Source organism: Sagittula sp. SSi028 (assembly GCF_048553715.1).
Taxonomy (GTDB): Bacteria; Pseudomonadota; Alphaproteobacteria; order Rhodobacterales; family Rhodobacteraceae; genus Sagittula.
Genome location: NZ_JBLZNC010000005.1, coordinates 1 through 24,861, shown reverse-complemented (window position 1 = coordinate 24,861; position 24,861 = coordinate 1). Strand labels below are relative to the sequence as shown.

Here is a 24,861-nt window from a genome sequence, read left to right as displayed (position 1 = left end):
CCGCATGTCTGACCAGCCCGCCTATCAGGTGCTTGCCCGCAAATACCGCCCTGAAACCTTTGCCGATCTTGTCGGTCAGGACGCGATGGTGCGTACGCTGAAAAACGCCTTTGCCGCGGACCGGATCGCCCAAGCCTTTATCATGACAGGGATTCGCGGCACGGGGAAAACCACCACCGCCCGCATCATCGCCAAGGGCATGAACTGCATCGGGCCGGACGGCAATGGCGGGCCTACAACTGAGCCTTGCGGCCAGTGCGAACATTGCGTGGCCATCATGGAAGGCCGCCATGTGGACGTGATGGAAATGGACGCCGCATCGCGCACCGGCGTGGGCGACATCCGCGAGATCATCGATTCGGTCCATTACCGCGCGGCCTCTGCCCGCTATAAGATCTACATCATCGACGAAGTGCACATGCTGTCGAAAAGCGCCTTCAACGCGCTTTTGAAAACGTTGGAGGAACCTCCCGCGCATGTGAAATTCATCTTTGCCACCACCGAGATCAGGCAAGTGCCGGTGACGGTTCTGTCGCGCTGTCAGCGGTTTGACCTGCGCCGGATCGAGCCGGAGGTGATGATTGCCCTGCTGCGCAAGATTGCCACGTCTGAAAGCGCGGAAATCACCGATGAGGCGCTGGCCCTGATCACCCGTGCCGCAGAAGGATCAGCGCGCGATGCCACCTCGCTGCTGGATCAGGCGATTTCGCATGGGGCCGGAGAGACCACCGCCGATCAGGTGCGCGCCATGCTGGGTCTGGCCGACCGTGGCCGCACGATGGATCTGTTCGAGCGGATCATGCGCGGTGACGCGGCAGGCGCCCTGCAGGAGCTGGCCGCGCAATACGCCGACGGGGCCGACCCCTTGGCCGTGCTGCGCGATCTGGCCGAGCTGAGCCACTGGATTTCGGTGGTCAAGATCACCCCCGAGGCCGCCGAAGATCCCACCATCTCGCCCGATGAGCGCACCCGTGGTCAGGCCTTTGCCGACGGGCTGGGCCAGCGGTCGCTGGGCCGTGCGTGGCAGATGCTGCTCAAAGCCATCGAGGAAGTGTCCACCGCGCCATCGGCGATCATGGCTGCGGAAATGGCGATCATCCGCCTGACCCATGTGTCCGACCTGCCCTCGCCCGAGGAGCTGATCAAGAAACTGCAAGACACGCCGCCCCCGCCCATGCCGACAGGCCCCGGCGGTGGTGGCGGTGCGGTCCATGCGCCCGCTGGATCAACGCAGGCCTATGGCAGCCCGACGCCCACGCACAGCGGCCCCTCCGGCCCGGTGGCCTCTGCTGGAAACACCGCCATTGCCGTGGCGCGGGAACAGGCGCTGGCGCAATACCCGACCTTTGACCACGTGCTTGACCTGATCCGTCACCACCGTGATGTGAAACTGCTGGTCGAGGTCGAGGGCTGCGTGCGGCTGGCCGCCTATCAACCCGGCCGCATCGAATTCACCCCGACAGATAATGCCGATAAAATGCTGGCGTCCAAGCTGGGCTCTGCCCTGCAACGCTGGACCGGTGCCCGCTGGGCCGTGTCGGTGGTCAACGGCTGCGAGGCGCAGACCGTGGTCGAGGTCCGCGAGGCCGCTGATCGCGCGCTCAAGGACGAGGCGGCAAAACACCCGCTGGTGCAGGCCGCACTCGCCGCCTTTCCAAAGGCAAAAATCACCGAGATCCGCACCCAAGCGCAGGCAGAGGCCGAAGCCCTGACCGATGGTCTGGCCGAGGTCGAGGATGAATGGGACCCGTTTGACGACGACTGAGGGAAGACGGTTTCGCCGCCCCGAACGGCTTTGGCGCACCGTTTTCATCCTATTTGGCGGGCTGTTTAATCCCGCATTGTTTCTGGCGCTCCGGTTCGATCTGCCGATCACATTGCTGTCTTGGGGGCATCTGGAACAAACGGTGCTCCTGATTTTGCCCGGCGGGATCATATGCGCTACGCTATGGGTCACGACCGCCCGCGACAGAAACAGGAAATCCTGACTTTTCCTGCGCTTGGTCCTGTGCTTTGAAAGAGGTCTGTATTCAGAAATGGACGTTTTTCATGAAATATCTTCTCCTGACCGGGCTGATCGCCCTGCCCCAGCTTGGGCTTGCCGGTGAGTTCTGCACCCTAGACGGCACCGAGCGCTTTGCCTGTACGCTCAAGGGTGGCCAAAAATATGTCGAGGTCTGTGATGCCCAATGGCTTGACGGGTTCAACGCAAGCTACGGCTATATGACGCCGGGCCAAGCTCCGGAACTGGAAATCACCCAGGACATGGCCTCCATGACGTATGAGCCTTGGAACGGCATGGGCAACCCGCCATGGGCCTCTGTCACCTTTACTGCCTCCGATCATCTGCACCGCTACCGCGTCTGGTATCACGGCGACGACGGCGGCATCACCGTGCTGAAAGGCGAAGAGGAACTGGTCACACTGGACTGCGATCCCGGCACAGTGGTGCATGATCTCGACCAGTTGATCGACAGCATCGACACCGCCCAGATCAGCCCCTAAGCGCCCCTTGTTCCCGGCGCGTTCAGTTGCGATATAACAACGGACACGCCGGGCCGGTCCCATGGCCCCCAAAAGGAGACACCAAGATGTTCAAAGGCCTCGGGAACCTTGGCGATATGGCCAAGATGATGCAATCCGCCAAGGAAATGCAAAGCAAGGTCACCCAACTGCAAGAAGACCTGAAATCCACGCTGGTCACCGGCGAAAGCGGCGCAGGTCTGGTCAAGGCCACCGCCACTGCCAAGGGCGAGCTGACCGCGCTGGACATTGATCCGTCGATCTTTGTGCCGTCCGAGAAAGAAGTGGCTGAGGATCTGATCCTCGCCGCCGTCAAGGACGCACAGGCCAAGGCACAGATCAAAGCCGAGGAAGAAATGCGCAAGCTGACGTCGGAAATGGGCCTGCCCGCCGACATGAAACTGCCATTCTGATCAGGCGCGTGGGGGCGCAACCGCCCCCACCCACCGTTAGGAGCCACCTTGGCCGACAAGACCCCCATCGACACGTTGATCGACCTGATGGCCCGCCTGCCCGGTCTCGGCCCCCGCTCGGCCCGGCGTGCGGTGCTGCACCTGATCCGCAAGCGCGGACAGCTGCTCGCCCCTTTGGCCGAGGCCATGGCCGAAGTGGCCGCAACAGCGCGCGAATGCCTGAACTGCGGCAATGTCGCCAGCGGTGATATCTGCCCGATCTGCGCCGACATCAAACGCGAGAACGGCATTCTCTGCGTGGTCGAGGACGTGGCCGATCTGTGGGCGATGGAACGCAGCGGCGTATTTCGCGGCCGCTATCACGTTCTGGGTGGCACGCTGTCAGCGCTGGACGGCATCGGGCCGGACGAGCTGCGCATCCCCCGCCTGAAGGACCGGCTTGCCACCGAACGCGTGAGCGAAGTGATCCTTGCGCTGAATGCCACGATCGATGGCCAGACCACGGCGCATTACATCGCCGACGAACTCGACGGGCGGGTCACGCTGTCCTCTCTGGCGCAGGGCGTCCCCATTGGCGGCGAGCTGGATTACCTCGACGACGGCACCATCACCGCCGCGCTCAACGCCCGCAAGCAAATATAAAAAAGGGCCGCCCGAAGGCAGCCCCGAAATGGTCGCGACCCTGTCCGATCAGGGCTGTTCGTCCTCGTCATCATCCCCGCCCGGCAGGTTAAAGAAGCTGTCGGCGTCGAGATAATCACTGTCGTCTTTCTTCTCCTCGTCCTCACGCGGATCGGACAGCGAGAACCCTTCAAGACCTTCCATGTTGGACGGCAGGCGCGGCTCTGCATCGTCCATCTCAAGGCTCTGCTCGGTGGACACCAGCTTGCGGCGCTCATCATCGGTCATGACCTTGGCCATGTCTTTTGCCGCCTTTGCAACGGCGGCATCCAGTTCGGACTGCTTGCACAGACCCAGCGCAACCGGATCGATGGGCTGCATGTTCTGGATGTTCCAATGCGTGCGCTCGCGGATCGACTGGATCGTAGGCTTCGTGGTGCCCACCAGCTTGGCAATCTGACTGTCTGCCAATTCGGGATGGAACTTCACCAGCCACAGGATCGAATTGGGGCGGTCCTGACGCTTGGACAGCGGGGTGTAGCGCGGCCCACGACGCTTTTCCTCATCCACTGCGGCGGCGTTGTACTTCACCTTCATCTTGTACAGCGGATCGTTTTCGGCACGGTCGATCTCTTCCTGCACCAGCTGGTTGTTGGCAACCGGGTCAAAGCCCTTCACGCCCACTGCGACATCGCCATCCGCGATGCCTTGGATTTCCAACTCGTGGAAACCGGTGAAATCGGCAATCTGCTTGAAGGTCAACGTGGTGTTGTCCACCAACCAAACGGCAGTCGCCTTGGGATGCAGCAGCTTGGACATATCAATTCTCCTATGCACAGACGAACGGCGATACCTGTTCCACCCCGCGAAACCGCCGATCAGGGGGCTTCGGGATACCTCGGATCAACTCCGGGGCGGGTTACCGTTGTCGGGAAACTCGCTGTGTATATAGTGCCGCCAAAGTCAAAAGGAAACGATAAAATGCGCGGCCTGCTTCTCTCTGTCCTGCTTGCCACCCCCTTGAGTGCCTTTGCCGATGGCGAACGCTCCGGCGAATTCGACTACTACGTCATGGCCCTGTCATGGTCCCCCACCTGGTGCAGCCTCGAAGGCGATGCGCGCAACTCCCCCCAGTGCGACGAAGACTTCGGCTGGGTCCTGCACGGCCTGTGGCCGCAATACCATCGCGGCTGGCCCGCCTACTGCCCCACCGTGGAACGCAATCCCTCGCGCGGCCAAACCGCCGAGATGGCCGATATCATGGGAACATCAGGCCTCGCCTGGCATCAATGGAAAAAACACGGCGTCTGTTCCGGCCTCAGCGCCAGCCAGTACTACGACCTCTCGCGCGACGCCTTCGCCACGGTCACCCGCCCTGAAATCTTCCGCAAACTCGACAAGGCGGTCAAACTCCCCGCCAGCGTTGTCGAGGACGCATTCCTTCAGGCCAACCCCGACCTTGACGCAGACATGGTCACCGTCACCTGCCGCGAGGGCTACATCCAGGAAGTCCGCGTATGCCTGTCAAAAGACCTCGACCCCGTCCCCTGCGGCCGCGACGTCATCCGGGACTGCAGCCTCGACGACGCGCTCTTCGAGCCGATCCGCTAGGCACCTCCGGCGCTTTTTCTTGGTCGAAATACCTCGGGGGAGCCCCCGCAGGGGGCGGGGGCAGCGCCCCCTGCCCGTCAAAAGACGTAGCCGAACCGCGCGATATCGGCGGCACAGATCTGCGCCACCACCTCCGCGCTTTCGTCGCTGTAATAGGTCCGGTGATCGCGCGCCCGCTCGGATCGGTTCAGATGGGTTACTTCGGGCCGAAAGCCCAGATGCGCCGACAATTCCTCCAGATCGTCTGGCAATCTTTCCAGCCGCAGGAACATCCCGCAGCGCTGCACGCCTTGGGCGTCGGTCGTATATCCCTCGTAGGGGCTGGCGCGGAGCGCGGCCACCGTCTCCCCATGTGCCACAAACTCTGCGAAATTAACCCGTTGCGCCAAGCGCACCTGCGGATGGTCGAACGTCTGCGCGCGCAGCCAGTGGTAGTAGCTGACCATCCGGTCCCACGGGTTGCGCACAACGGCAAACACAAACAGCCCCCGCAACACCTCGTCGGGCAGAACTCCCTGCACATCGCGCAGGGTGGAATGTTTCCACAACCGCCCTGCGGCCCGCGGTTGCAGCTTTTTGACCCGCCCGCGCCGCCGCACCGCTTTGGGGGTGTCGCCGATCAGGATGTCGTCGGCCATGGCGCGCGCCTCCAGCGCCGCTGCCAGCGACGTGCCCCCGGTCTTGGGTATGTGGACAAAGACATAGCCTCGCCCCGGTGAAACGATCATGGCGCGCATCCCCTTGCTGCGGGCCAGACAATCCCCCTTTTCAGCCAAGGTCAACTGCCGCAAACTCTCCCCGATCAAGGGAGGAGATCACCATGGGCTGGCTAAGCGATGAAACCGGACTGGACCGCACGGATGCGAACTACGTGGCGCTGACGCCCCTGTCATTCCTGCGCCGCGCCGTTGGCATCTGGCCAGAGCATACGGCGCTAGTCTACGGCCCGACACGGCGCAGCTATGCGGAATACACGCAGCGGATCAGCCGTCTTGCCTCTGCCCTTGCCCAGGCAGGGATCGCGCCCGGCGATGTGGTGGCCACGATCCTCCCCAATATTCCCGCGCAGGCAGAGGCGCATTTCGGCGTGCCCGCCTGTGGTGCAGTGCTTAACGCCATCAACACACGGCTGGATGCGGACACGATCGCCTATATCCTCGACCACGGCGAGGCCAAGCTGGTGCTCTGCGACCCGCAATTCCTGCCGACATTGGCGGAAGCTTTGGAACGCATGGACCGCACCGCCCCCCGCATCATCGAGGTCGCGGACCCAACCGCGGGTGTGCACGCGGGCGGTCACTACATGGAATACGAAACCTTCCTCGACAGTGGCGACCCGGAGTTTGACTGGATCCTGCCGCAAGACGAATGGGAAAGCCTTGCGCTGAATTACACCTCTGGCACCACGGGACGTCCCAAGGGCGTGGTGTATCACCACCGTGGCGCCTATCTGAACGCCATGGGGCAGGTTCTGTCGTGGCGCATCACCCTGCATCCGATCTATCTGACCATCGTGCCGCTGTTTCACTGCAATGGCTGGTGCCACACATGGATGATGCCCGCCGTCGGCGGCACGGTCGTGTGCTGCCGCGATATTCGAGCCGATGCAATTTTTGACGCCATCGCCGATGAAGGCGTGACCCACTTCGGTGGCGCACCCATTGTTCTGAACATGCTTGTGAACGCCCCCGAGGCGCAGCGCCGCCCCTTTGACCATGTGGTCGAGGTCTTTACCGCCGGTGCGCCGCCCGCCCCCGCCACATTGGCCGCGATAGAGCCCATGGGTTTTAATGTCACCCATGTCTACGGCCTGACAGAGGTTTACGGCCCCGCCACCGAATGCACATGGCAGACGCAATGGGACCACACCCAAGGGGCTGATCGCGCCGCGCTGAAGTCCCGTCAGGGTGTTGCCATGCCCTTTATGGAGCCGGTGGGCGTCTGTGACGATCAAGGCGCCCCCGTTCCCCGCGATGGCCAAACCCGGGGCGAGATCACCTTTCGCGGCAATGGCGTGATGAAAGGCTACTACAAGAACCCCGCCGCCACAGCAGAGGCCTTTGCCGGTGGGGTCTTCCACTCCGGCGACATCGCCGTGATGCACCCCGACAGCTATGTGCAGATCGCGGATCGTGCCAAGGACATCATCATCTCGGGGGGCGAGAATATCTCGTCTGTCGAGGTTGAAAACACGCTGATGACGCATCCCGCCGTGATGCTCTGCGCGGTGGTGGCCAAACCCGACGACACTTGGGGAGAGATCCCTTGCGCCTTTGTCGAACCAAAAGACGGCCACACCGCCACCGAGGCAGAGCTGATCGCCCATGCCCGCGCCCATCTGGCCGGGTTCAAATGCCCCAAGAAGGTCGTGTTTCAGGATCTCCCGAAAACCTCCACCGGAAAGATCCAGAAGTTTGAACTGCGCGCGCTTGCCCGAACGCTGTAGCACAGCGTTTGCAGGCCAAGGAACAGCTGCCAATTGCACATAATGCAGGCGCTGTGTATCGTCGCCCCAAACATCAGAGGCTGAGCAGCGCCCGCATATGACCGCATTGACCCAATTCACCCGGCTTGAGGCCACTGGCCTGTGGCGTCCCGACGCGGACACACAGCGGCGCGAGGTGATTGTCTCACTCGGCGACGCGACGCTGACCATGACCTCCACCCGTGGGGATGTGCTGGCCCATTGGTCGCTTGGGGCGATCACGCGCGCAAACGGCACGCAACTGCCCGCCATCTATCACCCCGACACCGACGACGAAGAGACGTTGGAACTGGGGGCCAACGAGACCGAGATGATCGAAGGGCTGGACAAGCTGCTGCGCGCCATCGAACGGCGCCGCCCCCATCCGGGGAAGCTGCGGTTTCTTCTGTCGGGGTCGATTGCGGCGGTGGTTGTTCTTGCAGCGGTGCTTTGGCTGCCTGACGCTATGGCACGCTATGCCACCAATGTCGTGCCCACCGTCAAACGGGCCGAGATCGGCAGCCGCCTGCTGTCACATGTGACACGGCTGACCGGACAGGCCTGCAGCACCCCCGATGCCCAAGGGCCGCTGCGCCGCCTGTCGCAACGGGTGCAGACCTCTGGCAGCGTTGTAATCGTGCCGGACGGGGCCTTTACCAGCATCCATTTGCCCGGTCGCATTATCGTGCTGAACCGCAAGGTCGTCGAGGATTACGAGGACCCCGATGTGGCTGCAGGTTTCGCCTTGGCAGAGGCCACGCGCGCCAGCAACACGGACCCGCTGGGGGATGTGCTGGATGAGGCAGGCCTGATCGCCACGCTCAAGCTGTTGACCACCGGCGCCCTGCCCGACAGCGCCCTGTCGCGCTACGCGGAAACCCTGATGACGCGCCCCGCGCAAACGCCGGACGCCGACCGGCTGTTACCTGCCTTTGCCAAGGCCGAACTGCGCTCGACCCCGTTTGCCTATGCGGTGGACATCACCGGCGAAAGCACCCTCCCCCTGATCGAGGCCGATCCCCATGGCGAGAATGGCTCGCGCATGGTGCTGACCGATGCGGATTGGGTGCGGTTGCAGGGGATCTGCGGCAACTGATCCCCAAGGACGCAAAAACCCCGCCAGTGGCGGGGTTTCTATGCTGTACTGATCGGGTTTCAGCGGATGTAGGCTTGGCGATAGCCCACCGAATGCACCGCAGACAGCGCGGCCTGCGCCGAAGCTGCGGAGGCAAACGGCCCAACCCGCAGTTTCTGCATGCTTTGCCCGTTGTGTGACACGGTCGCCGCGCGCACGGCCAGCCCTGCAGAGGCAAGCCGCTGGACGGCGGCCTGCGCCTTGGGCGCGGTCGAGAAGACACCGATTTCCACATAGCTGCGGGCGGCGTCGCTGCCTTTGGTCGACAAAACCGATGTGCGGTACTGCGCCTGATGTGCGTATTTCGCCTGAACACGCGCCGGCGGATAGGGCACATTCGCGTCGTAAGCAATGGTGGGGTCCTTGACCTCGTGCTTGTACTTGCGGGTCCAGAGGTTCCCCGGGAAGGACCGCCCCTCGTTCGCGCGCGACACCAAGCGGCGCGGCACCTGATTGGACCAGATGGCCTGCGTGTCGCGGTAACCCGCAACGGTTTGCACACCACGGTACGGGTTCAGGCGGTCGTCGCTCCACGCGGGCTTGTACCCCTGCGGCACATGCGCGATCTGCGCGCCTTTGTCTTCGAACACGGCGCGCGGCACGATCCGCGTTTGCGGCGACAGGGATGACCCCTGCCATGACGAGCGGTTGTAATGCACATTCGCCCCGTCGGTCGGCGCATCGCCGCGACGGATCACCTCGACCACGGGTCCGGTTTGCGGGCCGCAGCGCACATCCAGACGTTTGCCGTTTACGACACGGTAGGTCTTGCCCGCAGAGCAGGCCTCGCGGCTGCCAATGCGCACCGGCTGCAGGTTGCTGTTGATCGCGGCCGTGGGCGCGGGGTTGGCCACCTGCGGCACGGCACGGACCACGCGGGGTGGCTGCGCGGCAACGGGTTTGGAGGCCGGGGCCTTGATCACCTGCGGCGCGCTGCGCGCTGTGGCGACAGTCGTGGCCGTGCGGCGCACGACAGGTGCGGGTTTCGGCGCGGCGGCCGGGGCCGCAGCTGTAGCAACCGGCGCAGGCAATGTGATTTGCACCGGCTCCGCGCGGGGTGCTGGTGCGGGCTGTGCCGCCGGAGCAGAGGCCGTTGCCACGCCCCCGAATGTCGGACTTTGGCCGCAAACGTGGGTGCGTGCGCGCGTCACGCGCGGCACCCAAGTGACATTCCCGTCAAAGCCCGCGCGGACAAAAACACAGCCTGCGTTATCCACAAACTGGGACCCGTCAAAGCTGGCCGGTGGAAAGTTCACTGGCAGATCGGACTGCGCCGCCACGGGCTGCGCAAATCCGGTAAAATAGGTCAAAACTGTGGCGCAAAGCGCCATATTCTTTATCGTCATGTCTGCCCCCACAGATGTACCACACACAATGACGCAGCCGCATGCGCCTGTAAAGCTTTGAAAAATTAACACGACGACAGAACCGCCCCATCGGCGGCCATCATCAAGTGATAGTATCAGCCCGCCGCAGAATCGCCCCATTTTGGGCACAAAATAAAGCTGCAAAATGGAAACGGTCTTTTTCCGCAAGCCTGCGAACACCCCGAAACCATGCACAGATCATGTTTCAGAAGCGGGAAAAGCTCTCGGATTCCGAATCAGCAGACATAGAAAAACCGGCAAGGGCGCGATGCCCTGCCGGTTGATCCGTCAGCGTTGCAGAAACGGCTACTTGGTGCCGAACATGCGGTCGCCCGCGTCGCCAAGACCTGGGATGATGTACCCCTGCTCATTGAGCTTTTCGTCCAGCGATGCGGTGACCACCGGCACGTCCGGGTGCACCTCTTTCATCCGTGCGACGCCCTCGGGCGCGGCCAGCAGGCACAAGAAGATGATGTTCTTGGCGCCAGCAGCCTTCACCATGTCGATCGCTGCCGCCGAGGAGTTCCCCGTGGCCAGCATCGGGTCCACCACAATGGTCAGCCGATCCTCCAGATTGGAGGGCAGCTTGTTATAGTATTCGACGGGTTTGAGCGTTTCCTCATCGCGGTACAGGCCGATGAACCCCACCCGTGCCGCCGGAATCAGTTCCAGAATGCCGTCCAGCAAGCCATTGCCGGCCCGCAGGATCGACACCAGCGCCAGCTTCTTGCCCTCGATCATGGGGGCGTCCATCTCGCACATGGGGGTCTGGATCTTCACACCGGTCACCGGCAGGTCGCGCGTCACCTCATAGGCCAGCAAGTGGCTGATTTCGCGCAGCAACTGACGAAAGGACGCGGTCGAGGTGTCCTTGTTTCGCATGATCGACAGTTTGTGCTGAACCAGAGGGTGATCAACGACGGTAAGATGCTGTGTCATGGGCGCTCCAATATCTTGGTGACCGCCGCGCGGGTCGTGTCGTCGCAGAATGCGGCGTCGATGGCGGTCTTGTTCAACTCTCTGAACACCTCTTCGCCCCAGCGGAAGGTACGTGCAAGGGCTTCGTATTCCTTCTTCATGGTTGTGTGGAAAAAGGGCGGGTCATCAGTCGATACCGTCACGGGCACGCCACGGGCGCGCAGCTTCTGGATGGGATGCTGATCCAGCGCTCCAAACACCCCCAGAAACACGTTCGACCCGGGACAGACCTCTAGCGTGATGTTGCGCTCTGCCAGCAGGTCCATCAGCGCGGGGTCGCTATGGGCGTTCACCCCGTGACCGATGCGATCCACGCCCAGATCCTCAACCGCGTCGCGCACCTCGGACGGGCCGTTCCATTCGCCCGCGTGGGTCGTCAGCTTCAGGCCGGCCTCGCGCGCGCAATCGAACGACCACGCAAAATCACGCTGCTTGCCCTGTTTTTCGTCGCCGCCCATGCCAAAACCGGTGATCCAGTCGCCTGCCGTCTCGGCGGCGCAGCGCGCGGCGTCCTTGGCCTTTTCGGGACCAAAGTGGCGGATACAGGTCACGACACCGCGCATGACGATGCCATGATCGCGCCGCGCCTCAGCGGCGGCGTCCTGAATGGCGTGCAGGTATTCCTTCCACGCGCCGACATCACCGCCACCGCAGAAATCAGGACTGATAAAGCTTTCGAGGTAGACGATCCCCTGATCCGCGCTTTCGTCAAGGATGGCCTTGCACAGGCGGGCGAAATCCTCAGGCGACTTCAGCACAGATGTCGCGGCCTCGTACACTTCGAGGAAATGCCAGAAGTCGCGGTAATCATACGACCCGTCGGGGCGGAAGATCTTCGACAGGTCGACCTTCTTTTCCTTGGCCAGCCCACGGATAAAGGCAGGCGGCGCGCAGCCTTCGAAATGGGTGTGCAGCTCGACCTTTGGCAGATGCACAACCGTGTGCAGCTCTTCCTCGGTCATGGGTTCGTTCGGGTCTCTCACAAGAAGCTCCTTCCCGGCCCTTGTGCCGGTATGTCCAGATGTGCCGCAATCGAGGCCGCGACGTCCACAAAAGCCACCTGCCCCAAGGGGCCTGCACCCTGCCCCGCCACCAGAACCGGCACCCGTTCGCGGGTGTGGTCCGTGCCGGTCCATGTCGGGTCATTGCCATGGTCTGCGGTGATGACCAACAGATCATCCGCGCCCAGACGTGGCAACAGCGCGCCCAGTTGGGCATCGAACCATTCCAGATGGCGCGCATAGCCCGACACATCACGGCGGTGGCCGTAAAGCGAGTCGAATTCGACGAAGTTGGCGAAGGTGAACGACCCGTCAGGCTGCTGGTCCACCGCGTCGAACAGATGCCCCATCAGAACGTCATCTGCGCCTTTGACCACGCTGTCGATGCCGGTCATGGTAAAGATATCGCCAATCTTGCCTATGGCATGCACATGGCGCCCCGCATCCTGCGCCCAATTGGTCAGAACCGGCGCGGGCGGTGTGATGGCGTAGTCGTGCCGGTTGGTGGTGCGGGCAAAGCTGCCTTCTTCGCCGACAAAGGGGCGCGCAATCACACGACCGACCTTCATCCCGTGCAGGATCGGTGCCAGCGCCTCGCACAGGGCATACAGCCGGTCGAGACCAAAGTGTTCCTCATGCGCGGCGATCTGGAACACGCTGTCGGCAGAGGTGTAGCAGATCGGCTGGCCAGTGCGCAGATGCTCCGCCCCGAAGCGGTCGATCATCACCGTCCCCGACCCGTGGCAATTTGCCAGCGTGCCCTCCACTCCGGCGATCTCGCAGACGCGGGCCATCAGCTCGGGCGGGAAGGCTGGCTGCGCATCGGGAAAGTAATGCCAGTCCCATGGCACCGGCAGGCCGGCGAGCTCCCAATGGCCCGACGGTGTGTCCTTGCCCTTGGACTGCTCTGTCGCGGCGCCCCAGCGTCCGGTGATCGCATCGGCAGGCAGCACAGCGCGGCTGTCGCCCGTGGCCAGATCCGCGGCGTGATACAGCCCCAAAGCCGCCAGATGCGGCAGATGCAACGGACCACCGCGCCCCTCCTCGGCAGCCCCTTTTGCGCAGGCGTCGAAGATATGGCCAAGCGTGTTGGCCCCTGTGTCAGGACGGCTGTCGTTAAAGAACGCCGCCGCATCCGGCGCACCACCGATCCCGACCGAATCCATCACAACCAAGAATGCACGGCTCATCCGATACGCTCCAGAACCAAAGGGGGCTGCGCGCAGGGCGCACCATAGGTGATCGCCGCGCGCACGGCAGCGGCGGCCTGATCGGCGTGCTCTTCGCGCGCGGCGTGGATGCGGGCCAGCGGCTGCCCCTTTTCCACTTGGGCGCCAAGCCGCACGACCTCTGTCAGGCCAACAGCCGGATTAACGGGATCGGTTTCCACCCGACGCCCGCCGCCCAGATCGACCACGGCCAGGCCCAAGGCCTCGCCATCAATCGCGCTGACCGTGCCGGATTGCTGTGCGGTGACCTCGCGGATGACCGGCGCTTCGGGCAAAAGCCTTTGCCAGTTCTCGACAAAATCCACCGGCCCGCCCAGCGCGTGCACCATTTTGCCAAAACGTTCGGCGGCCGCGCCACTGTCCAGCGCGCGTTCCAGCCGCTCGGTTCCGCCATCGATGCCAGCGGTGTGCAACAGCTCCGCCCCGAGCGACAGGCACAGATCGCGCAGCGGCCCGCCTTGCGCCGTGGTCAGAACCTGCATGCACAGCTCCACCTCCAGCGCGTTGCCAAGGCTGGGCACCAGAGGTTGCGACATATCGGTGATCAGCGCCGAGGTCGGGCAGCCCGCTGCATTGGCCGTGCTGACCAGCGCCTGCGCCAAGGCGCGCGCATCTTCGGGCGTTTTCATAAATGCGCCGGAGCCGCATTTCACATCCAGCACCAAGGACTGCAAACCGGCTGCCAGCTTCTTGGACAGGATCGAGGCCGTGATCAGATCAAGGCTTTCGACCGTGGCAGACACGTCGCGCACCGCATACAGACGTTTGTCCGCAGGCGCGATATCGCCAGAGGCGCTGACAATGGCGCAGCCCACCTCCGACACCACCCGACGCAAGCGATCCTCGTCCGGGGACACAGAATAGCCGGGAATGGCCTCCAGCTTATCAAGGGTGCCGCCCGTGTGACCCAAGCCCCGCCCCGAGATCATCGGCACATAGACGCCACAGGCGGCCAGCATCGGAGCCAGAACCAGCGACACACAATCGCCGACACCTCCGGTGGAATGTTTGTCGACCACCGGTCCGTCAAGATCCCAGTTCAAAACATCACCGGAATCGCGCATGGCCAGCGTCAGCGCCACGCGGCCCGCATCAGACAGCCCACGCAGGCACACGCCCATGGCAAAGGCGCCGGCCTGCGCGTCGCTCACCCCGCCAGAGGCAAGCCCCGCCGCAAACCACGCCAGTTCCGACGGCTGCGGGTCTTCGCCGCGCCGCAATCGGCCAATCACCGTGCGCGCGTCCATCAGCCGTTGTCCATATGGTCGTTGGTAAACGCCCCCGGCAGCAGATCCGTGACGGTGATGACCTGCGTTTTCCCATCGGTCGTTGCCATGGTGATTTTCACATCTCCCTTGGCAAACTCCCGCAGCTTCTGGCGGCACCCGCCGCAGGGCGGCACGGGCGCGGGGCTGTCCGCGATCACATAGGCCTCGGTGATTTCGGTCTCGCCCGCAGCAATCATTGCCGCGATTGCCCCTGCTTCCGCGCAGGTGCCTTCGGGGTAGGCCACGTTTTCGACGTTGCAGCCTGCATAGATCGCACCAGACGGGGTGCGCAGCGCGGCCCCGACCTTGAACTGGGAATAAGGCGCATAGGCGTTTTCGCGCACCGCGCGTGCGGCATCAGCCAAAGACATAGGACACTCCAGAATTTTGATCACGGTATGTTGCTGAGCCGCCCCGACATTTGCAACCCCGCCCCCGACGGAAGGCCTGTGCAATTTTGCCCGGTTCAGCCCATCGCTTAAGGGAACGGAAATTTAATCCCTTTTGCGGCTTTTCTGCACGGACATGTCTGCTCTGCCTTGGCATTCGCCTATGGCTCCTGCTATCGCGACGTCACGTCAGATTGCGCATTTGTTCAACGCTAAACAAACTTTACCGGAGGCCCCCGATGAGCGACCAAAGCCAAGACACCGCCAAGGATACCCTCCGCGAGGCGGCGCTGCATTACCACGAAAACCCCAAGCCCGGTAAGCTGGAAATCCGCGCCACCAAGCCGATGGCCAATGGCCGCGACCTGTCGCGCGCCTATTCTCCCGGCGTGGCCGAGGCCTGCATCGAGATCAAGGCAGACCCAACCGCCGCGCGCAAATACACCACACGCGGCAACCTTGTGGCCGTTGTGTCGAACGGCACCGCCGTGCTGGGCCTTGGCAACATCGGCGCGCTCGCGTCGAAGCCGGTGATGGAAGGCAAGGCCGTCCTGTTCAAGAAATTCGCGGGCATCGACTGTTTCGACATCGAGCTCGACCAGCCCGACCCTGAAAAACTGGCCGACATCGTCTGCGCGCTGGAGCCGACCTTTGGCGCGATCAACCTCGAAGACATCAAAGCGCCCGACTGCTTTATCGTTGAACAGATCTGCCGCGAGCGGATGAACATTCCCGTCTTTCACGACGACCAGCACGGCACCGCCATCGTTGTGGGTGCCGCCGCGACCAACGCGCTGCATGTGGCCGGCAAGCGGTTCGAGGACATCAAGATCGTCTCCACCGGTGGCGGGGCGGCGGGCATTGCCTGCCTGAATATGCTGGTAAAACTGGGCGTCAAACGCGAAAACATCTGGCTGTGCGACATTCACGGACTGGTCTACGAAGGCCGCACCGAGGATATGAACCCGCAAAAGGCGGCCTTTGCCCAGGCCTCGGACAAGCGCACGCTGGACGAGGTGATCGACGGCGCGGACCTGTTCCTTGGCCTGTCGGGACCGAACGTTCTGAAACCCGAACACGTCAAGAAAATGACCGCCAAGCCGGTGATCTTTGCGCTGGCCAACCCCAACCCCGAGATCCTGCCCGACCTTGCGCGCGAGGCGGTGCCGGATGCCATCATCGCCACCGGACGCAGCGATTTTCCCAATCAGGTCAACAACGTGCTGTGTTTCCCGTTTATCTTCCGTGGCGCGCTGGACGTGGGCGCCACTACGATCAACGACGAGATGAAGATCGCCTGCGTCAAAGGCATTGCCGAACTGGCGCGCGCCACCACCAGCGCCGAAGCGGCCGCGGCCTATCGTGGCGAACAGCTGACCTTTGGCGCCGATTATCTGATCCCCAAGCCGTTTGACCCGCGTCTGTCCGGCGTGGTGTCGACCGCCGTTGCGCAGGCTGCCATGGACACCGGCGTGGCCGAGCGCCCGCTGGAGGACATCAAGGCATACAAGCAGCAGCTTGACGCCTCGGTCTTCAAATCCTCGATGCTGATGCGCCCCGTGTTTGAAGCTGCCGCCACCGCCGCCCGCCGCATCGTCTTTGCCGAGGGCGAGGATGAGCGCGTGCTGCGCGCCGCACAGGCCATTCTGGAAGAAACCACCGAAACCCCCATTCTGATCGGTCGCCCCGAGGTCATGGAAAGCCGCTGCGAACGTTTCGGCCTGAAAATCCGCCCCGGTCAGGACTTCCACGTGGTGAACCCCGAAAACGATCCGCGCTACCGCGATTATTGGGAAACCTACCACCAGATCATGGCGCGGCGCGGGGTGACACCGGATCTGGCGCGGGCCGTCATGCGCACCAATACCACCGCCATCGGGGCGGTCATGGTGCACCGTGACGAGGCGGACTCGCTGATCTGCGGCACCTTTGGTGAATATCGCTGGCATTTGAACTACGTCCGTCAGGTTCTGGGCACCAAGGCGCATCACCCGCAGGGCGCGCTGTCGTTGATGATCCTCGAGGACGGGCCGCTGTTTATCGCGGACACCCACGTCAATCAGGCCCCCACGCCGGAACAGCTGGCGCTGACAGCCCGCGGTGCGGCGCGTCACGTGCGCCGCTTTGGCCTGAAACCGAACGTGGCCTTCTGCTCGCAGTCGTCCTTTGGCAATCAGGCCGAAGGGTCCGGCCCCCGTCTGCGCGAGGCGCTGGAAATCCTCGATTCGCTGGAATGCGACTTCTGCTACGAGGGAGAGATGAACGTGGACGCGGCGCTGGATCCGGATCTGCGTGAACGTCTGCTGCCGTCGAACCGCATGCAGGGGGCTGCGAATGTGCTGGTCTTCGGGTCGTCGGATGCGGCCTCTGCCACGCGCAACATCCTGAAAATGAAGGCCGGTGGTCTGGAAGTCGGGCCGATCCTGATGGGCATGGGCAACCGCGCCCATATCGTGACCCCGTCGATCACCGCACGCGGCCTGCTGAACATGGCCGCCATCGCAGGCACACCGGTGGGCCACTACGGCTGATGAACACAGGCGCGGGGCTGGCCAAGGCAGGCCCCGCGACTCACCCGCTTTGCAGGGCAGGAAGCCAAGTTTGCAAAGTCCCAGTGACTTCGCAGAAAACCCCCACAAAACCTCCCGGTTTGCAAAATTTTGCAAGCCGTGCTCCCCGCGAAATCGCAAAGTAAAGCGCTATTCGACACTGTCATGCGCCAACACCCTTGCGAGGACGCCACGTCACATCCTAACCAAGATGTGAGGAGAATTAAGGGAGGAACACATGGGCTATTCACAGGTCTATGATGCTTGGCGCGCAGACCCAGAGGCATTCTGGACGCAGGCCGCCGAACAGATCGATTGGGACACGCCGCCGACGCGGGCGCTGAGCGATCTGGGCAACCACATGTACGAATGGTTTGCCGATGGCATGGTCAACACCTGCTGGAATGCGGTCGACCGCCATGTGGAGGCGGGGCGCGGCGAACAGACCGCCATCATCTACGACAGTCCGATCACGCAAACCAAACGCGAAATATCCTATGTCGAGCTGCGCAACCGCGTGGCATCGCTTGCCGGGGCTTTGCGCGCCAAGGGCGTGGAAAAGGGCGACCGCGTCATCATCTACATGCCCATGATCCCCGAAGCACTGGAGGCCATGCTGGCCTGCGCCCGTTTGGGCGCGGTGCATTCGGTGGTGTTTGGCGGCTTCGCGGCGCATGAACTGGCGGTGCGGATCGACGACGCCACGCCCAAGGCCATCATCGCAGCCTCCTGCGGGCTCGAGCCGGGGCGCGTGGTGCATTACAAACCGTTGCTTGACGCGGCCATCGATCAGGCCAGCCACAAACCGGACTTCTGCGTGATATTCCAGCGCGAACAAGAGGTCGCGCAACTGGTCGAAGGGCGGGACGTGAACTGGCACGGTTTCCAATATGGCGTGCAACCCGCAGACTGTGTGCCGGTGGAGGGCAATCACCCCGCATACATCTTGTACACATCCGGCACCACGGGTCAGCCCAAAGGCGTTGTGCGCCACACAGCCGGTCATTTGGTCGCGCTGAACTGGACGATGAAGAATGTCTTTAACGTCGATCCCGGCGATGTCTTTTGGGCCGCGTCTGACGTGGGCTGGGTCGTGGGTCACAGCTATATCTGCTACGGTCCGCTGGTGCACGGCAACACCACCATCGTATTCGAGGGCAAGCCCGTGGGGACCCCTGATGCGGGCACCTTCTGGCGGGTGATTTCCGAACACAAGGTCAAGACGTTCTTTACCGCCCCCACGGCCTTTCGCGCCGTCAAACGCGAGGACCCAAAGGGCGAATTCGTGCGCAAATACGATCTCGGCTGCCTGAAACAGGTGTTTCTGGCGGGAGAGCGCGCAGATCCCGACACGATCAAATGGGCGCAGACACAGCTTCAGGTGCCGGTCATCGACCATTGGTGGCAAACCGAATTGGGCTACCCCGCAATCTGCAACCCCTTGGGGATCGAAGAACTGCCGGTCAAGCTCGGCAGCCCGACGGTGCCCCTGCCCGGCTACGAGATGAAAGTGCTCGACGATGAGGGGCGCGAACTGCCCGCAGGTGAGCTGGGCGCGATCGTGGCCAAACTGCCCCTGCCCCCCGGAACGCTGCCGACGCTGTGGAACGCCGAAGACCGCTTTCGCAAAAGCTATCTCGACCGCTTTCCGGGATATTACGAGACCGGCGATGCGGGGCTGATCGACGAAGACGGCTACGTCTATATCATGGCGCGCACCGATGACGTGATCAACGTTGCCGGCCACCGCCTGTCCACCGGCGCGATGGAGGAGGTCCTGTCCTCTCACGCGGATGTGGCGGAATGCGCGGTGATTGGCGTGACAGACCCGCTCAAGGGGCAGTTGCCGTTGGGGTTTCTGTGTCTGAACGCAGGATGCAACCGACCACACGCGGAGGTGGTGCAGGAATGTGTATCCCTCGTCCGTGACCAGATCGGGCCGGTGGCCGCGTTCAAACTGGCCTGTGTCGTGGATCGCCTGCCCAAGACACGGTCGGGCAAAATCCTGCGCGCCACAATGGTCAAGATCGCCGACAATGCCGAGTTCAAGATGCCGGCCACCATCGACGATCCCGCCATTCTGGACGAGGTGCGCGCAGCCCTACAGGGATTGGGCTACGCGGCTTGAACACAGGGCAGGCCCATCCGGTGGGCCTGCGCCAATCAGTTTGACCCGATCTTAGGTGCGAACCACAACAGCAAGGATCCGGTGACCGCCGCCGCCGTCGAGGCCAGCAACACCGCCAGTTTCACGCTTTCCAGCTCGCTGCCCTCAAACGCGGCAGAGCTTATAAAGATCGACATGGTAAAGCCCACACCGGCAAGGAATCCCGCCCCGATCATCTGCGTCCAACTGATCTCGGACGACAAGCGCGCCCACCCCAGATGCGTCGCGATAAAGACCACGCCAACGATGCCCAGCGGCTTGCCGATGTACAGGCCCAGCATGACGCCAAGGCTTTCTGGTGCCAGCGGCGAGAATGTCGACCCGATGATCAACAGCCCCGTATTAAAGAACGCAAACAGCGGCAGGATGATAAAGTTGGAATAGGTTTCCAAAGCCTGTTGCAGGTGGAACCCCGGCTCGCGCAGTCGGTCCACCGCATTTTGCAGACGGCGCACGGCGGCATCGCCCACCTGTTCCGGCTCATCTTCGCCATCGACAATGGCGGCGGCCTGCATGGCCACACTGCGCCCGTCGGCGGGACGCCGTGACGGCAGGGCTGCGGCCGTCAACACACCGGCCAGCGTCGCGTGCAGGCCGCTTTCATAGACAAAGAACCACAGGGCCACGCCCAACACCAGATAAGGCGTGCGGTTGTACACCTTGCCCCAGTTCAGCGCGAACATGGCCGCCAGCACCACGACCGCCCACAAAAAGGCGTCCAGATGGAACCCGTGCCCATAAAACAACGCGATCACCAGAATTGCCCCGAGGTCGTCCGCAATCGCCAAAGCAGACACGAACACCTTCAAAGATGTGGGCACTTTAGAGCCCAGCAGCGCCATAATCCCGAGGGTAAAGGCAATATCCGTCGCCATGGGAACGCCCCAGCCGTGGATGTATTCTCCGCCATAGTTCACCGCGACATAGATGCCTGCGGGTACCAGCATCCCGCCCACCGCGCCAATGATCGGCAAAATGGCGCGGTTCCAATCGCTGAGTTCGCCGAAAATGATTTCCCGCTTGATCTCGACACCGATGAGCAGGAAAAACAGCGCCATCAATCCGTCGTTGACCCATGTCTCCAGCGGCAGGCCAAAGCCAGCCTCGCCAAAGTTCAGCGAAAACTCGGTCTCGCGGAAGGCCTCATAGGCATCGTGGAATCCGATATTGGCCACGATCAGCGCTGCAATGGTCGCAAGGATCAGCACCAGCCCCGCCGATGCGGCCCAATGGAAGAAGTCATTTCCCGCAAGCGTCAGACGCACGCCAAGGGGCTTTTCGATGGCATCGATGATGGCATCTTCGGCCCAGGCCCCTTCGTAAAACCGCCCGTCGATAAAGATCAGCGGTATATGCACATGGGATGTATCGCCCAAGGCCCGCCGGTCGAAATCAATCTTCTCGTCCGTCTCGTCCGAGCGCATATCGCGGCGAAGCCGGTCCACGTCCAGTCCCAGACCGGATGCCAGCTCCTCTATGCTTTCCTGCGTAAAGGGCGGCTTCGCCTCGAACAGGGCCGTGTGGAGTTCGGCGAATTGTCCTTGCTGGTGGGCCGCAATCGCCGCGCGAATGGCCAGCTCGGCCCCGGCGTCGTCGTGGTCTGGCAGGATGAAGCGGACCACAACCGCCGTGCTTTGCGCCCCGAACCGCGCAGGCGACCGGCGGACAATATCGCGCACCCGTCGCGTGTGCGGGCAGGTGTAATCCACGTACCAGATGATTTCGACGCTCCCTTCCCCATCAAGAAGAAAGTCACGGTCCGGCACATAGGTGCAGTTCAGTTCTTGTGCCATCTATCGGCCCCCATCATGCGCGCGCCGGGCTATTAACCCGATTGATCAGGCAAGATGGGGCAAATCGATGCGTGAACAACCCTGTCACTTTCGGCAATGCGCCGAATATCAAACGTCGGCTTCACGCGCTTGCGGCTGGGGGGCGCCCGGCGGCAAATACATCGGCATGCGGCTGCGCATACAGCGTTGGACCAAGGTTTCGGCCTTGCGCATGGACAAAACGGGGCGCGCGTGATCGCCCGGCCGCAGGCTGTAGGGGGTCCATTCCATCTGCTCGGACACGCTGACCCGTTCCGCAGACCCAAGCTCCTGCAGGGTCGACGGCTCCGGCAGAATGCTCTCTACTCCGATCCCCTCGACCAGCAACACACTGTGTCGCGCGCACGCCAGATGCAGGTACTCCAGTTCTGGCAAGGGCGGCATGACCCGAATGCCCGGCAGGCTGGTCAGCGACAAGGCAGGCACAAACGCCTCGGCGCTGCCAAGCATCCGCAAAACCTGACGCGACCGGACCAACACGCGATGCTGTGGTGAAATCAAAACCGCCTTTTGCGGCACTTGCGGCCCTAAGGCCCCACGTCCGATTCGCACGGGCCGTTTGCGCGTGTTGATCATCTGCTCGGCAAAGGGGATGCGCGACAGCCCTGCCCACAGCACCTGCTCGACCCGGCCATCTACTGTGTCGACCAGATCGCCCGCCCGAATATGCTCAATCGGGCGACCACCGCCCGGCGTCGAAATGTTGCAGCCCGCCACGAAACACATATCAGCCCCCTTTACGTGTCGCATTGATCACAGTCCGCGTATCGAACTGCCCATCTGCGGGGGACTATTCACGCAACCCGTAAAGCCGAGGTTCACAGCCATATTATTTTGCGCTGGACGGGTCGGCGGGCGGGCGCTTTTGCGTTAGCAAACAGAGCCGCCCGATGACCCTAAACGAATTGTTCCTGGATCAGACGTTCTTCCAGCCCGTGACCGGGATCGAACAAAACCCGATGCGCCACGCCCGGCTCGGAGCGGATATGCACCCGCGTGACATCGCGCACAGCGACGCTGTCCGCCTCCGCCATAACCGGACGCTTCTCCGCTTCCAGAACGTCAAAACAGACCTCTGCCGCCTTGGGCAACAGCGCCCCTCGCCACCGGCGCGGGCGAAAGGCGGCAACCGCCGTCAGTGCCAGAACATCCGCCCCGATCGGCAGAATCGGCCCATGCGCGCTGTAATTATAAGCCGTAGACCCCGCGGGCGTCGCCACCAGGGCCCCATCACAGACCAGCTCGGGCAGACGCACCTTGCCGTCTACGCTGATCCGCAGCTTGGCCGCCTGAGGACCGGCGCGCAGCAATGACACTTCGTTGATTGCAAGGCCACGGTGCTCTGTTCCGTCCGCACACAGGGCGCGCATCCCCAGCGGATTGATCACCGCTTCCTCTGCCGCTTGCAAACGCTCCACCAGCGCGTGTTCGGAATATTCGTTCATCAAAAATCCGACGGTTCCACGGTTCATACCGTAGACCGGCGCAGGATTGGCTTGTGTGCGATGCAGGGTTTGCAACATAAAGCCGTCCCCCCCAAGCGCCACGATCACATCGGCCCCCTCTTCCGCATGATCGCCATAGCGCCGCGACAATCCTGCCGCCGCCGCCTGCGCAATCGGCGCGCGCGAGGCGCAAAAGGCAATCCGTAAAGACATGGCATTCTCCAAGCCGACAAGAGAGCACGCCTGTTTCCTGTGCACCCCGAACCGTGCGGATCGAAGCACATTCACCCCAAATGAGCCAGATCTGGCGCAAGAATATTCTGCATAGTCGTTTTGCCGCCTTTGCGTCGGGCTTTCTTTGCGATACTTCACCGCGCAAAGCCATCCTGACAGGAGATCAGACCATGTCCGCCAAAGGTTTCTTCACAGAAAGCCTCGCCGACCGCGACCCCGAGCTTTTTTCCTCCATCACTGGTGAACTGGGCCGCCAGCGCAACGAGATCGAGCTGATCGCCTCGGAAAACATCGTCAGCCGCGCCGTCATGCAGGCGCAGGGGTCGGTGATGACCAACAAATATGCCGAAGGCTACCCGGGCAAACGCTACTACGGCGGCTGCGACTGGGTGGATGTGGCTGAAAACCTCGCCATTGACCGCGCCAAGCAGCTGTTCAACTGCGAATTCGCCAATGTGCAGCCGAACTCCGGCTCTCAGGCCAACCAGGGTGTCTTTACCGCACTGCTGCAGCCCGGCGACACCATTCTGGGCATGAGCCTCGACGCCGGTGGCCATCTGACCCACGGCGCGCGTCCCAACCAGTCCGGCAAATGGTTCAACGCCATCCAGTACGGCGTGCGCAAACAGGACAACCTGCTTGACTACGATCAGGTTCAGGAACTGGCCAACGAACACAAGCCCAAGCTGATCATTGCCGGTGGCTCTGCGATCCCGCGCCAGATCGATTTTGCCAAGATGCGCGAAATCGCGGACAGCGTCGGCGCCTATCTGCACGTTGATATGGCGCATTTTGCAGGTCTCGTTGCGGCGGGCGAACACCCCTCGCCCTTCCCGCACGCCCATGTGGCCACCACCACCACGCATAAAACCCTGCGTGGCCCGCGCGGCGGCATGATCCTCACGAATGACGAGGCACTGGCGAAAAAGTTCAACTCCGCCATCTTCCCCGGCATTCAGGGCGGCCCGCTGATGCATGTGATCGCGGCCAAGGCCGTGGCCTTTGGCGAGGCGCTGCGCCCCGAGTTCAAGGCGTACCAAAAGCAGGTCATCGCCAACGCGCAGGCGCTGTCGGACCAGTTGATCAAGGGTGGTCTGGACACCGTCACCCACGGCACCGACACCCATGTGGTGCTGGTCGACCTGCGCCCCAAAGGCGTCAAAGGCAATGCCACCGAAAAGGCATTGGGCCGCGCGCATATCACGTGCAACAAGAACGGCGTTCCCTTTGACCCGGAAAAGCCGATGGTCACCTCGGGGATCCGTCTGGGCTCGCCCGCTGGCACCACCCGTGGCTTTGGCGAGGCAGAGTTCCGCCAGATCGCCGACTGGATCATCGAAGTGGTCGACGGCCTTGCCGCCAATGGCGAGGACGGCAACGCCGAGGTCGAAGCCAAGGTCAAAGCCGAAGTCGAAGCGCTTTGCGCCAAATTCCCGATCTACCCCGACGCATGATCGGCACGCACTGAAACGACGTAGGGCGGGGATCTTCCCCGCCCTTTTCATATGCGCAAGTTTTAAAGTGTTACGCCGTCAGCCCGTCCGGTTCGGTCAACCCGTTGGCGCGGCAGCAGGCGGTGACGGTGTTGGCCAGCAGACAGGCGATGGTCATAGGGCCGACGCCGCCGGGGACCGG

The 24,861-nt window shown here is 62.7% G+C and carries 21 protein-coding genes and 1 pseudogene; 10 read left to right on the top strand and 12 right to left on the bottom strand.

The annotated features are described in order from the left end of the window. The first annotated feature begins 4 nt into the window (after nucleotides 1–4). The 4 genes from ACN5AZ_RS10770 to recR all read left to right on the top strand — a co-directional run bounded on the left by ACN5AZ_RS10770 (nucleotide 5) and on the right by recR (nucleotide 3,578). Nucleotides 5–1,765, top strand: a complete 1,761-nt coding sequence (locus ACN5AZ_RS10770) for a DNA polymerase III subunit gamma/tau (protein WP_419428887.1) — start codon at nucleotides 5–7, stop codon at nucleotides 1,763–1,765. 284 nt (nucleotides 1,766–2,049) lie between these two features. Next, complete coding sequence (locus ACN5AZ_RS10765; RefSeq protein WP_419428886.1) at nucleotides 2,050–2,505, top strand: hypothetical protein; 456 nt, start codon at nucleotides 2,050–2,052, stop codon at nucleotides 2,503–2,505. Nucleotides 2,506–2,591: 86 nt separating this feature from the next. Further along, nucleotides 2,592–2,936, top strand: coding sequence for a YbaB/EbfC family nucleoid-associated protein (locus ACN5AZ_RS10760; RefSeq protein WP_419428885.1), 345 nt, complete (start codon nucleotides 2,592–2,594; stop codon nucleotides 2,934–2,936). Nucleotides 2,937–2,984: 48 nt separating this feature from the next. Beyond that, a complete protein-coding gene (gene recR / locus ACN5AZ_RS10755) occupies nucleotides 2,985–3,578 on the top strand; it encodes a recombination mediator RecR (protein WP_419428884.1) in 594 nt (197 codons plus the stop codon). Between the two features lie 48 nt (nucleotides 3,579–3,626). Here recR and ACN5AZ_RS10750 read toward each other — a convergent pair whose 3' ends face one another. Continuing rightward, complete coding sequence (locus ACN5AZ_RS10750) at nucleotides 3,627–4,376, bottom strand: DUF1013 domain-containing protein (RefSeq protein WP_419428883.1); 750 nt, start codon at nucleotides 4,374–4,376, stop codon at nucleotides 3,627–3,629. Nucleotides 4,377–4,538: 162 nt separating this feature from the next. Here ACN5AZ_RS10750 and ACN5AZ_RS10745 point away from each other — a divergent pair, with 162 nt between their 5' ends. Continuing rightward, complete coding sequence (locus ACN5AZ_RS10745; RefSeq protein ID WP_419428882.1) at nucleotides 4,539–5,168, top strand: ribonuclease T2 family protein; 630 nt, start codon at nucleotides 4,539–4,541, stop codon at nucleotides 5,166–5,168. A gap of 77 nt (nucleotides 5,169–5,245) precedes the next feature. Here the strand turns inward: ACN5AZ_RS10745 and ACN5AZ_RS10740 are convergent, their stop codons facing one another. Continuing rightward, the gene (locus ACN5AZ_RS10740; RefSeq protein ID WP_419428881.1) at nucleotides 5,246–5,896 is read right to left on the bottom strand and encodes a sulfotransferase family 2 domain-containing protein; all 651 of its coding nucleotides are present in this window, start codon (nucleotides 5,894–5,896) and stop codon (nucleotides 5,246–5,248) included. A gap of 92 nt (nucleotides 5,897–5,988) precedes the next feature. Between ACN5AZ_RS10740 and ACN5AZ_RS10735 the strand changes: the two genes are divergently transcribed. Further along, on the top strand, nucleotides 5,989–7,614 hold the full coding sequence (locus tag ACN5AZ_RS10735; RefSeq protein ID WP_419428880.1) for an AMP-binding protein: 1,626 nt from the start codon (nucleotides 5,989–5,991) through the stop codon (nucleotides 7,612–7,614). 97 nt (nucleotides 7,615–7,711) lie between these two features. Further along, on the top strand, nucleotides 7,712–8,728 hold the full coding sequence (locus tag ACN5AZ_RS10730) for a hypothetical protein (protein WP_419428879.1): 1,017 nt from the start codon (nucleotides 7,712–7,714) through the stop codon (nucleotides 8,726–8,728). A 59-nt stretch (nucleotides 8,729–8,787) separates the two neighbouring features. On the opposite strand, the gene ACN5AZ_RS10725 is transcribed toward ACN5AZ_RS10730, so the two are convergent. From ACN5AZ_RS10725 to cdd, 6 genes are all read right to left on the bottom strand, one after another. Then, entirely contained in the window at nucleotides 8,788–10,113 is a 1,326-nt protein-coding gene (locus tag ACN5AZ_RS10725; RefSeq protein WP_419428878.1) for an SPOR domain-containing protein, read from the bottom strand. Between the two features lie 327 nt (nucleotides 10,114–10,440). After that, nucleotides 10,441–11,073, bottom strand: a complete 633-nt coding sequence (gene upp / locus ACN5AZ_RS10720) for a uracil phosphoribosyltransferase (protein ID WP_419428877.1) — start codon at nucleotides 11,071–11,073, stop codon at nucleotides 10,441–10,443. After that, the gene (locus ACN5AZ_RS10715) at nucleotides 11,070–12,074 is read right to left on the bottom strand and encodes an adenosine deaminase (RefSeq protein WP_419429154.1); all 1,005 of its coding nucleotides are present in this window, start codon (nucleotides 12,072–12,074) and stop codon (nucleotides 11,070–11,072) included. The genes upp and ACN5AZ_RS10715 overlap by 4 nt, the downstream gene beginning before the upstream one ends. A gap of 17 nt (nucleotides 12,075–12,091) precedes the next feature. Continuing rightward, nucleotides 12,092–13,303: a phosphopentomutase gene (locus ACN5AZ_RS10710; RefSeq protein WP_419428876.1), complete on the bottom strand. Its 1,212-nt coding sequence runs from the start codon at nucleotides 13,301–13,303 to the stop codon at nucleotides 12,092–12,094. After that, nucleotides 13,300–14,589 carry a thymidine phosphorylase gene (locus ACN5AZ_RS10705; protein WP_419428875.1) on the bottom strand — a complete coding sequence of 430 codons (1,290 nt, stop codon included), beginning with the start codon at nucleotides 14,587–14,589 and terminating at the stop codon, nucleotides 13,300–13,302. Before ACN5AZ_RS10705 ends, ACN5AZ_RS10710 begins: the two co-directional genes overlap by 4 nt. Then, a complete protein-coding gene (cdd, locus tag ACN5AZ_RS10700; protein WP_419428874.1) occupies nucleotides 14,589–14,981 on the bottom strand; it encodes a cytidine deaminase in 393 nt (130 codons plus the stop codon). The genes ACN5AZ_RS10705 and cdd overlap by 1 nt, the downstream gene beginning before the upstream one ends. Nucleotides 14,982–15,238: 257 nt before the next feature. On the opposite strand from cdd, the gene ACN5AZ_RS10695 reads away from it, so the two are divergent. Next, nucleotides 15,239–17,530: an NADP-dependent malic enzyme gene (locus ACN5AZ_RS10695; RefSeq protein ID WP_419428873.1), complete on the top strand. Its 2,292-nt coding sequence runs from the start codon at nucleotides 15,239–15,241 to the stop codon at nucleotides 17,528–17,530. 256 nt (nucleotides 17,531–17,786) lie between these two features. Continuing rightward, nucleotides 17,787–19,676 (top strand): propionate-CoA ligase PrpE, encoded by a 1,890-nt coding sequence (gene prpE / locus ACN5AZ_RS10690; protein ID WP_419428872.1) that lies wholly within the window; start codon nucleotides 17,787–17,789, stop codon nucleotides 19,674–19,676. 35 nt (nucleotides 19,677–19,711) lie between these two features. On the opposite strand, the gene nhaA is transcribed toward prpE, so the two are convergent. From nhaA to ACN5AZ_RS10675, 3 genes are all read right to left on the bottom strand, one after another. Continuing rightward, the gene (gene nhaA / locus ACN5AZ_RS10685; RefSeq protein ID WP_419428871.1) at nucleotides 19,712–21,508 is read right to left on the bottom strand and encodes a Na+/H+ antiporter NhaA; all 1,797 of its coding nucleotides are present in this window, start codon (nucleotides 21,506–21,508) and stop codon (nucleotides 19,712–19,714) included. 108 nt (nucleotides 21,509–21,616) lie between these two features. After that, on the bottom strand, nucleotides 21,617–22,297 hold the full coding sequence (locus ACN5AZ_RS10680; protein WP_419428870.1) for a Hint domain-containing protein: 681 nt from the start codon (nucleotides 22,295–22,297) through the stop codon (nucleotides 21,617–21,619). 146 nt (nucleotides 22,298–22,443) lie between these two features. After that, entirely contained in the window at nucleotides 22,444–23,205 is a 762-nt protein-coding gene (locus ACN5AZ_RS10675; RefSeq protein WP_419428869.1) for an NAD kinase, read from the bottom strand. A 191-nt stretch (nucleotides 23,206–23,396) separates the two neighbouring features. Here ACN5AZ_RS10675 and glyA point away from each other — a divergent pair, with 191 nt between their 5' ends. Next, complete coding sequence (glyA, locus tag ACN5AZ_RS10670) at nucleotides 23,397–24,680, top strand: serine hydroxymethyltransferase (RefSeq protein WP_419428868.1); 1,284 nt, start codon at nucleotides 23,397–23,399, stop codon at nucleotides 24,678–24,680. Nucleotides 24,681–24,750: 70 nt separating this feature from the next. Here glyA and ACN5AZ_RS10665 read toward each other — a convergent pair. After that, nucleotides 24,751–24,861, bottom strand: a pseudogene (locus tag ACN5AZ_RS10665) (bifunctional methylenetetrahydrofolate dehydrogenase/methenyltetrahydrofolate cyclohydrolase); the annotation flags it as partial.